This window comes from Streptomonospora litoralis, from assembly GCF_004323735.1.
Lineage (GTDB): Bacteria > Actinomycetota > Actinomycetes > Streptosporangiales > Streptosporangiaceae > Streptomonospora > Streptomonospora litoralis.
The window spans coordinates 1,047,026-1,061,552 of the sequence record NZ_CP036455.1 but is presented as its reverse complement, the minus strand read 5'-3'; the positions used below and the strand labels follow the sequence as shown (position 1 = coordinate 1,061,552).

Here is a 14,527-nt window from a genome sequence, read left to right as displayed (position 1 = left end):
GACCCGGTCGCCCTACTGTGCATACACGGGTGGTCACATCACCGTCACAGATGCGTTCCCGCCGGTCGCGCGGCGGTTTACCGGCCTCTTCGCGGGTTAGTCGCGCCATGAGTGCGCCGTGCACATCGACAGGTACCAGGGGGTGCCGCCATGACGGACGCGGAGACTCCGCGCGGCAAGGCCGCCGAGACGACCGGCAGCACGCGGACCGGCGCCGGAACCGCGGGAGCGGGCAGCACAGCGCGGACGGATACCAAAGGTCGGCCCAAGCGCCGCACACCCCGCCGCTACGTGCGCGGCTACCAGGGCGAAGGCGGCAACTTCGCGCCCACCAACACCCACCGGGGCCGCTTGGGGTCTTGGATCGCGGTGGCGGTGTTCTTCGTCGGGTTCCTGCTCGCCGGGATCGGGCTGTCGGTGGGGGTCAACTGGTGGCTGATCGGCATCGGCGGCGGGCTGATGGCGGTGGGCGGCATCCTTTTCCTGGTCACCGACATCTTCACCGACGTCGTTCTCGACGATCCCCACCAGGAGTCGGAGGAGCCGCACAACACGCCGCTGCACCGGATCAAGTCGACCGACCGGCGCATCGCCGAAACGGAGGAAGGCCACCGCGCCGCCGCCGACGACCTGCCGGGTGACCACCGCAAATCCTGAGCACCGCTCGGCCCGCGCCACCCGCGCGGGCCTTCGGTCACCGGCGACGAGAGGATGCCGGCCCGACGGAACGCTCCGTCGGGCCCGCTCATGCGCGGGGCGCCGTCGGCTCGGGCCGGTGAACGGGCACAGCGGGAGCCGATCGGCGGAAGGGCCCTCCGGACACCGCCCGGAGGGCCCCGGGCGAGGCAGCGCCTAATCCACCAGGCGCAGTACGCCGTAGTTGAAGCCCTTTCTGCGGTAGACCACGCTGGGGGCGTCGCGGTCCTCGTCGTGGAACAGGTAGAAGTCGTGTCCGACGAGTTCCATCTCCATGAGGGCCTGGTCGATGGTCATCGGCTTGGCCGAGTGGAACTTCTCCCGCACGATGACCGGGCCGTCCCCCTGGGTGTCGAGTTCGACGAACTCGTCGGAGAACTGCTCGTCGACTGCGCTGCCGTCGAAATCGTCGGGATTCTCGGCCGGTGCGGGGACCGCGGCGGGTTCGGCCGATCCGCCCGGTGCGCCGGAGGCGTTCCCGGCCAGACCGGCGGTGGCCGCGGCCACCGAGACGGGAGCGCGGTTGCCCTTGTGCACCTTGTTGCGGTCGGCGACCTTGCGCAGCCGCGACTCTATGCGGTCGATCGCCAGGTCGAGGGCGTTGTAGCGATCGTCGGCGGACGCCTCGCTGCGGATCACCGGGCCGGTGGAGCGGATGGTCAGTTCGACCCGCTCGCGCATGTCGGCGAGCTTCGGATTCCGCTCCTTGGACACCTCCACATCGACGCTCATGCCCTTCTTCTCCCACTTGGAGAGCTTGCTCAGCTTGTTCTCGACGTGCCGCCGGAACTTGTCGCTGACACCGGTGCGTCGACCTTTGACGATGATGTCCACAAGACCCCCTTCAACGCGTGGCCACCGAGGCCGGTGGCCCGGCTTCGTACTGCCGCTCCGCGCGGGGCGCGGAGCGCATCATCACTCCGCGGTCCTCCTCTCCGCCACCGCTCGGGCACCCCTCGGGGCTCCCTCGGCGACTCGGCGGATCTTCGGTTTGGCTCTGCGTATACCCACGTGATCACGGCTCATGTCGCTACCGCCGCGGGAATCGCACTGGTCGGCGGCATGATTGCGACACCTGGCGCCGACGCGCCCACCTCGCCGCGGCGTGAGGGAACCGGGGCGGCCGCCACGCTCGCGGGGCACGGCGCGAAAGGCGCGCCGCGACGGCGCCTGTGCGGCGCGGTCCCCGGCAGCGGGCACCCCGCCGGGCCCGCGGAGGGGCATGGGCCGCCTCCGCGCAGCGCCGGCAGATGCCACCCGTCCGGCCGACCTGGTCTTCGTCCCCACATCCGCCTGCTGAGGGGCCCGCCGCGCTTGAGCGCGACTACTGCCCTTCTCCCGCAACCGAGGGACATCGGGTCCCTCTGCGAGGCAGGACTTACCTCTAAGCCGCACCGTGATCGGTCGACGAAAAGTCGCCTTACGTGGGCCGTTTCGCCTGCGGCTGGCATCGGCTTGCCGAAGGGGCGCCCCCGCGAGGGGACGCCGTATCCGGCGCAACCACGGACCCGGACGGGTGCCATGTTCTGAACGCTAACCCGAGTTCCCGCAGATGTCAGGTGGTGATCTCGTACCGTATCCCCCCGCGGGGAACCCGAACCGCGGTGCAGGCGCTGAAAGTCCCCGGACCGGGCGGAAGGTAAAAGGTTGCCGGACCGCGGCCGACGACATATCAGCTGCGCTCGGCCAGCACGGCCGCGCCCACCACCACCGCGTCCGCCGCGCGCAGCGCACGCACCGCCTCGGCGAGCGTGGCGCCGGTGGTGACGACGTCGTCGACCACCACCACGGGCCGCCCGGCGACGCCGGGAACACCGGGAACGTCGGGGCCGCGCGCTGTCAGCGCCCCGGTGAGGTTGGCCCGGCGCCGGTCGCGGCCGAGACCCACCTGGTCGCTGACGTGGCGCCGGTGGGCCAGTACCGGCGCGAGCGGCGGCCCGCTGGCGCCGCAGCGCTTCGCGGCCGCCCGCACCATCAGCATGACGGGGTCGTATCCGCGGCGGCGCAGCGCCGCGGGCCGGGCCGGTACCGGGACCAGCACGGCACCGCGGTGGCGGGCCGCCGCCGCGCCCGCCGCCGCGGCCAGGCGGGCGCCCAGCGGTTCCGCAAGGCCGCGGGCACCGTGCTCCTTGAACGCCAGCAGCGCCGTGCGCTCCAGTCCGCGGTAGTCGCCGGCGGCCCACACCGGCGGGCAGCCCGGCCGGCGGCGGCAGGCGTGCGGCCGCGTGCCCAGGGCGCGGGCGCAGTGGGCACACAGCCGGCCTCCGGGACGGGTGCATCCGGCGCAGTGGTCGCCCAGCAGCAGGCCGGCCAGGCCGCCGAGGGCCGCACCGGCGTGCGCCGCAAGCGCTCGCGGCGAGCGGGCCCGGCGCGGCCGGTGTGCCGCGCTCCGCGCCGGATGGGACGGGGACGGCCGTGCGGGAAGGGACGGCCGGACGGTGAGCGGTTCGAATTCGCGCATGGTTCCAGGTTCGGCCTCGCCGCACCCAGCCGCCAGGCCGATCGCCGACCTGTGGACAACCGGCCGCCGACAGCCGGAGCCGCGCGGCCGCGCGCCGCCGGTACCGCCCTCGAAGCCCCGGTCAGCCGGGGTAGACCGGGTTCGTCCCCACGACGACGCGCTGCCAGGTGATCCGGTCGTTGGTCATCCAGATCTGGTCGTCCTCGGTGCTGGACAGCAGCGGCAGCCCCGGCGCCGCCGTGACACCGACCATGTCGGTTCCCGCGGGCGCGCTCACGCTGGTCGTCTCGGTGCTGCCGTCCAGCGAGACCAGGTAGCCCTGGGCCGCGTCGTCCTCGACACGGCCCAGCACGGCGAGCTGGTCGCCGCCCCGCCAGGAGACGTCGGTGACCTCCTCCAGCTCGGTGGCCAGCGGCAGCTCCCCGCTGACGGTGACCGAACCGTCGAAGTGCACCACCCGGCCCACGGTCAGCTCGGTGCCGCCGCCGTCGCCGTCGTCGCTGAGCACGGCGGCGCGTGTGCCGTCGCGCGACAGCCGGATCTTGCTCACCGCGGTGTCGGCCAGGTCGGGGGCGTCGACCTCGACCGGATCGGTGCCGTCCCGCAGCATCCAGACGCGGGTTCCGGGGTCGGCCCCGTCCCCGCTGGGCGAGGGCGAAGGCGACGATGCCATGTCACCGCGCTCGGTGTCCTCGGCGACCGACTCCGACTCCTCCTGCTGCTGCGGGTTCTCCGCGCCGCCGCCCTCGGTGGTGTCCTCGGTGACCCACAGGTTTCCGTAGCCGTCCCACGACAGCGAGGTGTAATCGCCGCCGGCGAGCACAGTGGCGTACTCGCTGCCTTCGTCCGTCGTGGTGACGACGACCTCCTTGCCGCCGGCGCGGATGCCGGCCACCTGGTCCTCGTCCAGTGAGACCGCGTGCTGCTCCAGTGCGACGTCGCCCCTGCCGGCCGCGCCCGGCACGCGGGCCTCCTGGGGCTTGGTCTCCTGGGAGTCGCTCTCCAGCGACCACATCTGCCCGTCGCGGACGAAGTAGGCGCGCAGGTTGCCGGTGACCCCGGAGGGGTTGACGGAGTCCCAGTCGCCGCCCGCGCCGGTGAGGAGATTCTCGCCCTCGTCACCCGGGATCTCGATCTCGTGCCCGTCGACGCGCAGCGTCACCTCCTGCACCTCGGGCAGCTGGCGCAGCGTCCACACCAGCTGCGCGCCCATGCCGAAGCGCTGCTTCGCGCCGCCGGATGCGGAGTCGACCTCGACGGTCACGTTGCCCGCGTCGTAGGCGACGTCGGCCGTGGCTTCCTCGGGGAAGGAGGACCGCACCGCCGCGTCGAGCCAGCTCGTCGGCCCGTCCACCAGCATCTTCACCAGCCGCGTGGCCGATCGGTCGCTGCTGACCGGGAGGAACACCGGATCGGGGACCAGCGTGCTGCGGTCGCGGTTGAAGAAGTACAGGTTCAGCGGCCGGTAGGCGAGGTCGACGTCGCCGCGGCTGAGCACGAGGTGGTCGGGCGGGTCGGAGATCCGCCACTGGTCCTCGTCGTCGCGCACCAGCTCCAGGGTGACGTCGATGACCTGTCCGGCGTCGGCAGGCAGGTACTGCCCGCTGTTGTCGATGGTGGCCATCTGGCTGGAGAGCAGGCGCACCGTCGCGGTTTCGCCGTCGTCGCCGACCTGGGTGTCGACGGCGAGCTTGTCGGAGTCCTCGTAGACGAGCACGCGGCCGTTGGGAACCCAGTTCGCGCCGGCCTCCGGCGCGAGGTATTCGCGGGCGGCGCTGTGGTTCTCCTCGAAGCTGCCCATGCTCTTCAGGAAGCCGCGCACGAGCCCCTCGGGGTCGACGCCGGGCTGCGGGCCGGGCGGGATCTGGCGCACATAACCGCTGCCGGAGGCCGAACCTGCGTCGCCGCCGGCTCCCTCGACGACCGGTCCGCCGCTGGGCACGGTCGCACACGCCGACAGCCCGAGCGCCAGGACGGCCGCGGCCACGGCGCCGCCGAGTCGCGGCGGTCGCCCCCGAGTCGCCGTGTTTCCGGTGCGCATTCTCAGACCTCCCCGGCCACGCCGGCCGGGCGCTCGGTCAGCGGCGGCGAGAAGCCGCGAGCACGCCCGATGGCCATCTCCGGCGGCGCGAGCGGCAGCGGGGAACCGCGCAGTTCCTGCCCCTCCCGGCGCGGCAGCGAAAGCCGGAACTGCGACCCCTTGCCGGGCATGCCCCAGGCCTGCAGCCAGCCGCCGTGCAGCTGGGCGTCCTCCTTCGCCATGGACAGCCCGAGGCCGGTGCCGCCGGTGGTGCGCGCCCGTGCGGGGTCGGCCCGCCAGAAGCGGTCGAAGCACATGTGCTCCTCGCCCTCCTTCAGGCCCACGCCGAAGTCGCGGACGGCCACCGCCACGGCGTCGCGGTCGCCTGCTGCGGTCACGATGACGTCCTTGCCCTCGCTGTGCTCGATGGCGTTGACGATGAGGTTGCGCAGGATGCGGTTGATGCGGCGCGCGTCGAACTCGGCCGTGCAGGGCTCGGCGGGCAGCCGCATCACGACCTTGATGCCGGTCTTCTCGGCGATCTGCTCGGCGTCGCCTACGGCCTTCATCACCGCGTCGCGCACGTCGACCGACTCCATCGACAGCGTGACGGCGTTCGCGTCGTGGCGGCTGATCTCCAGCAGGTCGGCCAGCAGCTCCTCGAAGCGCTCCAGCTGGCTCTGCAGCAGCTCGACCGAGCGGCCCATGTGCGGTTCCAGCTCGTCGCGGTCCTCGTAGAGCAGGTCGCCGGCCATGCGGATGGTGGTGAGCGGGGTGCGCAGCTCGTGGGAGACGTCGGAGGCGAACTGGCGCTGCACCTGGGACAGCTCCTCCAGCTCGCGGATCTTCTCCTGCAGGTTGCCGGCCATGTCGTTGAACGACAGCGCGAGGCGGGCCAGGTCGTCCTCGCCGCGCACCTTCATCCGTTCGGACAGGTCGCCCGAAGCCAGCTGCTCGGCCGATCCGGCCGCGGCGCGGACCGGGCTGACCACCTGGCGGGTCACGACGTAGGCGATCACGGCCAGCAGCAGGATCAGCACGGTGCCGACGAAGAACACCGTGTTCTGCACCAGGTCGAGCATCTGCTGCTCGTGGTCGAGCGGGAAGAGGTAGTACAGCTCGTAGGTGTTGGACAGCCGCGCGCCAACGACGATTCCGGGCGTGCGGGCGTCGTCGCCGACGATCTCGGTGTAGGTGACGAACTGCCGGCCCAGTTCGCTCTGGCCGACCTCCTCGCGCAGGCGTTGGGGGACGCTGGCCTTCTCGACGGTGGAGTAGCCGCGCAGACCTCCGACGTCGGGCAGCATGACGACCTCGTAGAAGCCGGTCGTGCCGCTGTGGTTGCTGAGCTGGGTGGTGATCTCCTCGGCGCGGCCGTCCTGGTCGGCGCTGTGGTCGCCGTCCTGCATCATGCTCACGGCGGTGTCCAGGCCGGCCTTGTGGTCGTTGAGCGCCGCCTCCCGTTTGGCGTCGAGCAGGCCGGTCAGCACCTGCTGCACCAGGAAGAAGCCGAGGACCGCCGTGACCAGCGCGGAGATCAGCAGCGTGGTGGTGACCACGCGCAGCTGCAGCGAGCGCCGCCAGCGCTGGTGCACGCCGCGGACGAGGGCGCGGGCTCCCCGTTGCGCGGCGAGATAGCAGCGCACCGGCAGAGCGGCGACGCGGTGCAGACGCGACCGCGCGGCGGCCGGCCCCTGGCCCGGCTGCGCCGCGTACTCGGTCTCGACATCGCCCGTTGCCTGTGCCATTTCCCCTGGATTCAGGCGGTTCCCGCCTTGTAGCCGACACCCCGCACCGTCACGACGACCTCGGGGTGCTCGGGGTCCTTCTCGATCTTCGCCCGCAACCGCTGCACGTGGACGTTGACCAGCCGCGTGTCAGCGGCGTGGCGGTATCCCCACACCTGCTCCAGCAGCACCTCGCGGGTGAAGACCTGGCGCGGCTTGCGGGCCAGAGCCACCAGCAGGTCGAACTCCAGCGGAGTGAGGCTGATGGGTTCGCCGTCGCGGCGCACGGCGTGGCCCGCGACGTCGATGGTGATGTCGCCGATCTGCAGCACCTCGGGCGCCGGCTCCTCGGTGCGGCGCAGCCGCACCCGCACGCGGGCCACCAGCTCCTTGGGCTTGAACGGCTTGACGATGTAGTCGTCGGCCCCGGACTCCAGCCCCAGCACGATGTCCACGGTGTCGCTCTTGGCGGTCAGCATCACGATGGGCACGCCCGACTCGGCGCGGATCTGCCGACAGACGTCGATGCCGTCGGCACCGGGCAGCATCAGGTCCAGCAGCACGAGATCGGGCTTGGTCTCGCGGAAGGCTTCCAGGGCCTTGTCGCCGTCGTGCACGAACGACGGCTCGAAGCCTTCGCCTCTGAGGACGATGCCCAACATCTCAGCGAGAGCGAGGTCGTCGTCGACGACCAGTACGCGTCCCTTCATGGGTGTATCCGGCACGAGGCCCTCCTCCCACGGTGGAGGCGCGGCGGCTCGCGCCTTCTCCTTTCTGGACACTCAAGCGGCAGAACTTCGGACACTTTCGCCGGGTCCCTCGTGGGAGCCGTCCTCCCAACTAACCTTGCCATCTTCGGACCGGGCTCCGCCCGGGCTCGCCCGCGATCGGCCCCTGCCGTACGGCACGCCCGCCCCGGTGGCCCGCCTGGACGGCCCGCTGGACGGGTCCGCGCGCCACCCTGCCGCCTGCACCGCCGCGCGTCCAGATGTGCGGACCCGCGGAGGCCGTGCGGCCCGCGCCGATTTGGCCGGCATATAACAGAAAGCATACAAAACGAATGAACCGGTGCGGTGTTCTCAAAGCGCTACCGGCTTTCCGGCCTTCCCGCACCGCCCGCTGCGCCGCCGCTGTGGCATAACGTGGGGACCGCCACCGCCCTGAGCTGAATCAGCACCGCTACGGAGGACCGATACCGATGAGCCACGACGACGGCCGGCAGTGGCGGGCGCCCGGTTCGGAGGCCGGTGCCGGGCAGCCGGAGGAGGCGGCAAGCAGTCACGACCCGGGAGGCTGGTGGGCCAACCCCGGCGAGGGCGTCCCTTCGGGCCAGAGCCCGTGGACGGCGCCGGGCGGCGCGGGCGACCCCGGCGCCCCCGGTCAAGGTGCAGGCGGCTACGGCCAAAGCCCCGGACCTTACGGCGGCGCGGCCGGAGGCCAGGCACCGCCCGGGGCTCCCCCCGGCTACGGCCGCCCCTGGGCACCGCGGCCCGGCGTGGTGTCGCTGCGCCCGCTCACTCTGGGCGACATCCTCAACGGCGCCTTCGGCTACATCCGGCACAACCCCCGGACCACCCTGGGCCTCGCCCTCGTGGTCACCGCCGTATTCAGCGTCGTCACCTCCGTCGGGCTGGCCGGCTACTTCAGCGACTACGGCGACTTCATGCAGCGGACGGTGGAGAACCCGAACGCAACCGCCGACGAGATACCTTTCCAGCCGTGGACCCTGGCCACGATGTACGGCGGCGCGTTCGTCTCCGCCATCGGCCAGATCCTGCTCACCGGCCTCCTCGCCGCTGTCGTCGGCATGGCCGTCCTGGGGCGCAGTCTCTCCATGGGCGAGGCGCTGCGGGCGGTGCGCGGCCGGATCGGCGCCGTCTTCGCCGTCGCCGGGCTGCTCTTTCTACTCGGGCTGCTGTGGACGGCACTGCTGATCGGCCTGTTCTTCGGCGCGATCCTGCTGGGTATGGCCGTCCACCCCGCCGCGGGGGTCCTGCTGGGGCTCCTCGGCCTCCTCGCGCTCATCGCGCTGGCCGCGTGGGTCTACGTGCGCGTCTCGCTGGCGATGCCGGTGGCCGTACTGGAGCGCAGCGGTCCGGTATCGGCTCTGGGCCGCTCCTGGCGACTGACCCAGCACAGCTGGTGGCGGGTCTTCGGCATCCTGCTGCTGGCCCAGGTCATCACGGCGCTGGTGGTGAATGTGCTGGCGACGCCCTTCCAAGGCGTCGGGCTGGCGCTCTCCTTCTTCCTCCCCGACGCCGCGTGGATGCCGGTCGTCGCCACCGCCGCGGCCTTCATCGGCACGGTCCTGTCCGGCACACTGGGCCAGCCGTTCGTCATCGGCGTCACCACGCTGCTCTACATCGACCTGCGCATGCGCCGCGAAGGGCTCGACCTGCAACTGCAGACGGCCGCGCAGTCGGGCGCAGACGTCGGCGCCGACGTCTACCGGCCCGAGAACGCCGACCGTCCCGTCGGCGGTCCGCCCGGACCTTCGGCACCGGGGCAGCAGGCGCAGCCGGGGGCCTACGGTCCCGGCGCCGGACCCCCGTCCGGCCCCGGATACGCCCCGCCCGCCTCCGGGCCCTACGGCCCGCAGGGCGGAGCGCCTCCGCAGGAGGACGGCAGGGGATGGCACAGCGGCCCCGGCGGGAGCGGCCACCCCGGAGGGCCCGCTTGACGGGCGTCCCGCTGCTCCCCGCCGCCGTCGTCGAGCGCGAGGAGGGGCGGCGCGCGGCCCGCGAGGAACTGTCCGAGCGCATCTACGGCCAGGCCGAGCCGAGCCTGCTGGAGCTGATCAGACAGCGCCTGCAGGAGTGGTTCGACGAACTGCTGGACGTGGTCGGCTCCGCCGTGCCGGGCGGCTGGTGGACGCTCGCGCCGCTGCTGGTGGTGCTGGCGCTGGTGCTGGTGGCTCTGGTGGTGTACCTGCGCCCCGCCCGCCGTGCCCGCCGTCGCGGTGCGGCCGTCGACACGGGTTCCCCGATGACGGCCGCCGACCACCGCGCCGCGGCCGAGGGCCACGCGGAGCAGGGCGACTACGCCGCCGCGATCCGCGAACGGCTCCGCGCGGTCAGCCGTGAACTGGAGGACTCGGCCGTCATCACGCCCCGCCCCGGACGCACCGCCACCGAACTCGCCGCGGAGACCGCGGAAGTGCTGCCGCAGCTGCGCGAGCAACTCTACGCGGGCGCCGACACCTTCAACGACTCCGCCTACGGCCAGCGCATCGCCACCGCGGAGGACTACCGCGTGCTGGCCGACCTCGACGAGCGGGTGGGCCGGGCGCGTCCGGCCGACGCCGCCGCAGCCTCCGCCGTCCCCTCCGGAGGCGCCCTGTGAGCGCACCCGCCACCGCGCCGGCGCCGCCGTCCGCCCCCTCGGCCCCGACCACGCCCGGAGCCGGCCACCTCTGGCGGCGGGTCCGCGGACCCGCCGCCTTCATCGCCGGCCTGATCGCCCTCGCGCTACTGGTGTCCCTGGGGGCGCAGCAGTACCGGGAGGGCCTGCTGGAGCCGGAGGGCCCCAACCCCGACGGCAGTCGCGCCCTCGTGCAGATCCTGCGGGACCGCGGCAACGAGGTCGACGTCGCCCGCAGCGCGGCCGACGCCCTGGAGGCGGCCGGACCGGGCGGCGTGACGGTGCTCGCGGGCGCGCACCGCCTGACCCGCGAGCAGCTGGACCGGCTGTCCGGGGGCCTGGGCGACCGCATCCTGGTGCGCCCCACCACCCCTGCGCTGAACGCCCTGGCGCCCGGTGTGCGGATGACCGGCCGCACCGAGGAGCAGACGCTGGCCCCCGAGTGCGGACTGGCGGCCGCGGAGGCGGCGGGCACCGCCGACATCGGCGGCGAGGTCTACAGCACCGAAGGGGGCGGCGCCCGCGCCTGCTACCCCGCCGCGGGTGGGCACGCACTGGTGCGGGTCTCCGGCGAAGGGCACACCACCACCGTGCTGGGCAGTCCCGCGCCGCTGACCAACGCCCGCCTCGACGACGAGGGCAACGCCGCGCTGGTCCTCTCGCTCATCGGCGAGCGCGACGTGGTGTGGCTGCGCCCCGACCCGGTGCCCGAGCAGGGGCAGAGCCTGTGGCAGCTGATTCCGGTGCAGCTGCGGCTCGCCCTCGTCCCCCTGGCCGCTGCGCTGCTGCTGCTCGCGCTGTGGCGAGGGCGGCGCCTGGGACCGCTGGTGACCGAGCGGCTGCCCGTAGTCGTGCGCGCCTCCGAGACCACCGAGGGCCGCGCCGGGCTCTACGCCGCGCGCCGGGCCCGCGACCGCGCGGGCGCCGCGCTGCGCTCGGGCACTCTGCGGCGGATCCGGCCGGGGCTGGGGCTGGGCCCCGACGCCGCGCCGACCGCTGTAGTGGAGTCGGCCGCCGCCCGCACGGGAGACGATCCCGCCCAGCTGGGCGCGCTGCTCTTCGGGCCGCGCGAGGCCGGCGGCGACGACTCCTATACCGCCGACGACAACGGGCTGGTGCGGCTGGCCGACGAGCTGGACGCGCTGGAAGGGCGCCTGCGGTGAGCATCGACGGCTCGCGCCCGCCCGGCGCCGCCGCCCATCCGACCATGCCGTTGCCGACTTCGCCGACCGAGGGAGACCACACGTGACCGCCTTCCCCGCCGCCGACGGACCGCCTTCCGCCGAGCAGGCCGAACAGGCCAGGGCCGCGCTGACAGCGCTGCGCCACGAGGTGGCCAAGGCCGTCGTGGGCCAGAACGAGACCGTGACGGGGATGGTCGTGGCGCTGCTGTGCCGCGGCCACGTGCTGATGGAGGGCGTGCCCGGTGTCGCCAAGACGCTGCTGGTGCGGGCGGTCTCCGCGGCGCTGTCCCTGGAGCACAAGCGCATCCAGTTCACCCCGGACCTGATGCCGGGCGACGTCACCGGCTCGCTGGTCTACGACTCGCGCACCGCCAAGTTCGAGTTCCACGAGGGCCCCGTCTTCACCAATCTCTTCCTCGCCGACGAGATCAACCGGACGCCGCCCAAGACGCAGGCGGCGCTGCTGGAGGCGATGGAGGAGCGCCAGGTCACCGTCGCGGGCGAGCCGGCTGCGCTGCCCGACCCGTTCGTGGTCGCCGCCACCCAGAACCCGGTGGAGTACGAGGGCACCTACCCGCTGCCCGAGGCCCAGCTCGACCGGTTCCTGCTCAAACTCGTCGTGAGCCTGCCCGAGCGCGACAGCGAGGTCGACATGCTCGGCCGCCACGCCACGGGCTTCGACCCCGGTGACCTCGACGCCGCCGGGCTGCGCCCGGTCGCCGGGGCGGAGGAGCTGCGCACCGCCCGCGCGGCCGTGTCCGCCACCCGCGTGGCCCCGGAGGTACTCGGTTACATCGTCGACATCTGCCGTGCCACCCGCAGTTCGCCGTCGCTGCAACTGGGCGCGTCGCCACGCGGGGCCACCGCCCTGCTGCGCACCAGCCGCGCCTGGGCCTGGCTGTCCGGACGCGACTACGTCACCCCCGACGACGTCAAGGCCCTGGCCAAGGCCACGCTGAGGCACCGTGTCGCGCTGCGCCCCGAGGCGGAACTGGAGGGCGCCACCAGCGCAGGCGTGCTCGACGGGGTGCTGGCCTCGGTACCGGTTCCCCGCTGACGCGGCTCCCGCCCGAAAAGGGCACCGGCACGCACACAGGCACAGCTCACAGGTACGGAGGTAGGCGACGATGGCGATCACGGGGCGGGCGGTGCTGGCCGCCGTCGCCGCCATGCTCGTGGTGCTCATCGCGGGATCGGTCGGTTCTTGGCTGGTCGCCGCGCTGCTGGTGCCGCTGGCGCTGGCCGTGGCGGCCGACGTGGTGCTGGCGCCCAGCCCGCGCGCGCTGCGCTTCGAGCGCTCCGGCGACACCTCCGTCCGGCTCGGGGAGACCGGGGAGGTCGCGCTGGTGGCGGCCAACCCCCGCCGCCGCGCGGTGCGCGGAGTCGTCCGCGACGCGTGGGCGCCCAGCGCGGGCGCGCAGCCGACCCGCCGCCGGGTGCGTATCCCGGGCGGCGGCCGAGTGCGGCTGACCACCGCGCTCACGCCGACGCGGCGCGGCGACCAGGCGGCCGCGGGGGTGACGGTGCGCAGTCTGGGCCCGCTGGGGCTGGCCGCGCGCCAGTGCACACACTCCGTGCCGTGGACGCTGCGGGCGCTGCCGCCGTTCCACAGCCGGCGGCACCTGCCGGGCAAGCTGTCGCGGCTGCGCGAGCTCGATGGCCAGCACACGGCCCTGGTACGGGGCCAGGGCAGCGAGTTCGACTCGCTGCGGGAGTACGTGCCCGGCGACGACGTGCGCTCCATCGACTGGCGCGCCACGGCCCGCCGCGACGCCGTCGTCGTGCGCACCTGGCGGCCCGAGCGCGATCGCCGCATCCTGATCGTGCTCGACACCGGCCGCACCTCGGCCGGCCGGGTGGGCGACGTGCCCCGGCTGGACCACGCCATGGACGCGGCGCTGCTGCTCGCCGCCTTGGCCGGCAAGGCCGGTGACCGGGTCGACCTGCTCGCCTACGACCGCCGCGTGCGCGCCCAGGTGCGCAGCCACGGCCGCGGCAGCCGCATCCCGCAGATCGTGCAGGCCATGGCGCCGCTGGAGGCCGAGCTGGTGGAGTCGGACACCGCGGGCCTGGTCGCCACGATCCTCGGCGGGCACAGCCGCACCCGGCAGCTGGTGGTGCTGCTGACCGACCTGAACGCCGCGGCGCTGGAAGAGGGCCTGCTGCCGCGGCTGCCCTCACTGACCTCCCGCCACCTGCTGATGGTGGCCGCTGTGGGCGACCCCCGGGTCACCGAGATGGCAGCCGAACGCGGCAGCGGCCGGGCGGTCTACGAAGCGGCCGCGGCCGAGCGGACGCTGGGCGAACGCAGCCGCATCACCGCCGAACTGCGCCGCCACGGGGTGGAGGTCGTCGACGCCGATCCCGAGCACATCGCCCCGGCCCTGGCCGACGCCTACATCTCGCTGAAGGCTCAGGGAAGGCTGTAACCGGAGCTCGCGGCTCCGCGGGCCTCTCCCGGGCCTACCCGCAGGCGGCCCAGGTCCGCTGTGCAGCCTTGTGGTCTGTCGAGCGACGGGCGGTCTTCACCGGAAAGCCGCAGCGAGGGCGGCGGTGGGTTGGGCCCGTGCCCACCGGACCGGGTGCTCGCCGGTGGCGGCGGCCGACGAGGCGGCGAGGGCACTGCGGGGTGACGCCTGTGCCCAACGGGCCGGGTGCCCGCCGGTGACGGCGGCCGACGGGGCGGGTCGGGTCCGCTGTGCGGCCTTGTGGTCTGCCGGGGGCGGGTGGTCTTGCCTGGAAAGCGGCGGCGACGGCGGCGGAGGGCTGAGCCTGCGGTCACCGGGCCGGGTGCCCGCCGGTGACGGCGGCCGACGGGGGCGGCGCCGGCAGCAACGGGGCCGGGCCTTCGGTGGTCGGCGGTGGTCCGCGGCCCCGGCCGCGGGTGGTCGAGTCCCGGGGGCGCCGCCCGGTTGTCGGCGCGGGCCTGATGCGGGGCTCCCGGCGGCGGTCATGCAGCCGGATCGGGGTCACGAGATGCACGTAGGTGCGGCGTCATCGGCCTCCGCGCCGCCCCGAGGTGCCGCCCTCGCACCGTCATTCCGCGATACGAAACAACACGGGGTGGTTTGCCCACCAA

The 14,527-nt window shown here is 73.6% G+C and carries 11 protein-coding genes; 6 read left to right on the top strand and 5 right to left on the bottom strand.

What is annotated here, in order from left to right; all coding sequences use genetic code 11:
- The first annotated feature begins 150 nt into the window (after positions 1-150).
- Entirely contained in the window at positions 151-657 is a 507-nt protein-coding gene (locus EKD16_RS04590; RefSeq protein WP_242677233.1) for a pro-sigmaK processing inhibitor BofA family protein, read from the top strand.
- Positions 658-852: 195 nt separating this feature from the next.
- Here EKD16_RS04590 and hpf read toward each other — a convergent pair whose 3' ends face one another.
- From hpf to mtrA, 5 genes are all read right to left on the bottom strand, one after another.
- Positions 853-1,530 (bottom strand): ribosome hibernation-promoting factor, HPF/YfiA family, encoded by a 678-nt coding sequence (gene hpf, locus EKD16_RS04585; protein ID WP_131097248.1) that lies wholly within the window; start codon positions 1,528-1,530, stop codon positions 853-855.
- An 838-nt stretch (positions 1,531-2,368) separates the two neighbouring features.
- Positions 2,369-3,157, bottom strand: a complete 789-nt coding sequence (locus tag EKD16_RS04580; RefSeq protein ID WP_131097247.1) for a ComF family protein — start codon at positions 3,155-3,157, stop codon at positions 2,369-2,371.
- Positions 3,158-3,278: 121 nt separating this feature from the next.
- Positions 3,279-5,198: an LpqB family beta-propeller domain-containing protein gene (locus EKD16_RS04575; protein WP_131097246.1), complete on the bottom strand. Its 1,920-nt coding sequence runs from the start codon at positions 5,196-5,198 to the stop codon at positions 3,279-3,281.
- A 2-nt stretch (positions 5,199-5,200) separates the two neighbouring features.
- Positions 5,201-6,925, bottom strand: coding sequence for an MtrAB system histidine kinase MtrB (mtrB, locus tag EKD16_RS04570; protein ID WP_131097245.1), 1,725 nt, complete (start codon positions 6,923-6,925; stop codon positions 5,201-5,203).
- Positions 6,926-6,936: 11 nt separating this feature from the next.
- The gene (gene mtrA, locus EKD16_RS04565; RefSeq protein WP_131102024.1) at positions 6,937-7,614 is read right to left on the bottom strand and encodes an MtrAB system response regulator MtrA; all 678 of its coding nucleotides are present in this window, start codon (positions 7,612-7,614) and stop codon (positions 6,937-6,939) included.
- 488 nt (positions 7,615-8,102) lie between these two features.
- Here mtrA and EKD16_RS26315 point away from each other — a divergent pair, with 488 nt between their 5' ends.
- The 5 genes from EKD16_RS26315 to EKD16_RS04540 all read left to right on the top strand — a co-directional run bounded on the left by EKD16_RS26315 (position 8,103) and on the right by EKD16_RS04540 (position 13,877).
- Complete coding sequence (locus tag EKD16_RS26315; protein WP_207391428.1) at positions 8,103-9,584, top strand: hypothetical protein; 1,482 nt, start codon at positions 8,103-8,105, stop codon at positions 9,582-9,584.
- Positions 9,581-10,246: a DUF4129 domain-containing protein gene (locus tag EKD16_RS04555; RefSeq protein WP_242677232.1), complete on the top strand. Its 666-nt coding sequence runs from the start codon at positions 9,581-9,583 to the stop codon at positions 10,244-10,246. The genes EKD16_RS26315 and EKD16_RS04555 overlap by 4 nt, the downstream gene beginning before the upstream one ends.
- Positions 10,243-11,427 (top strand): DUF4350 domain-containing protein, encoded by a 1,185-nt coding sequence (locus tag EKD16_RS04550; RefSeq protein WP_131097244.1) that lies wholly within the window; start codon positions 10,243-10,245, stop codon positions 11,425-11,427. The genes EKD16_RS04555 and EKD16_RS04550 overlap by 4 nt, the downstream gene beginning before the upstream one ends.
- Positions 11,428-11,509: 82 nt before the next feature.
- Positions 11,510-12,505, top strand: a complete 996-nt coding sequence (locus EKD16_RS04545; protein WP_131097243.1) for an AAA family ATPase — start codon at positions 11,510-11,512, stop codon at positions 12,503-12,505.
- A gap of 70 nt (positions 12,506-12,575) precedes the next feature.
- Positions 12,576-13,877, top strand: coding sequence for a DUF58 domain-containing protein (locus EKD16_RS04540; RefSeq protein WP_131097242.1), 1,302 nt, complete (start codon positions 12,576-12,578; stop codon positions 13,875-13,877).
- Positions 13,878-14,527: the final 650 nt, after the last annotated feature.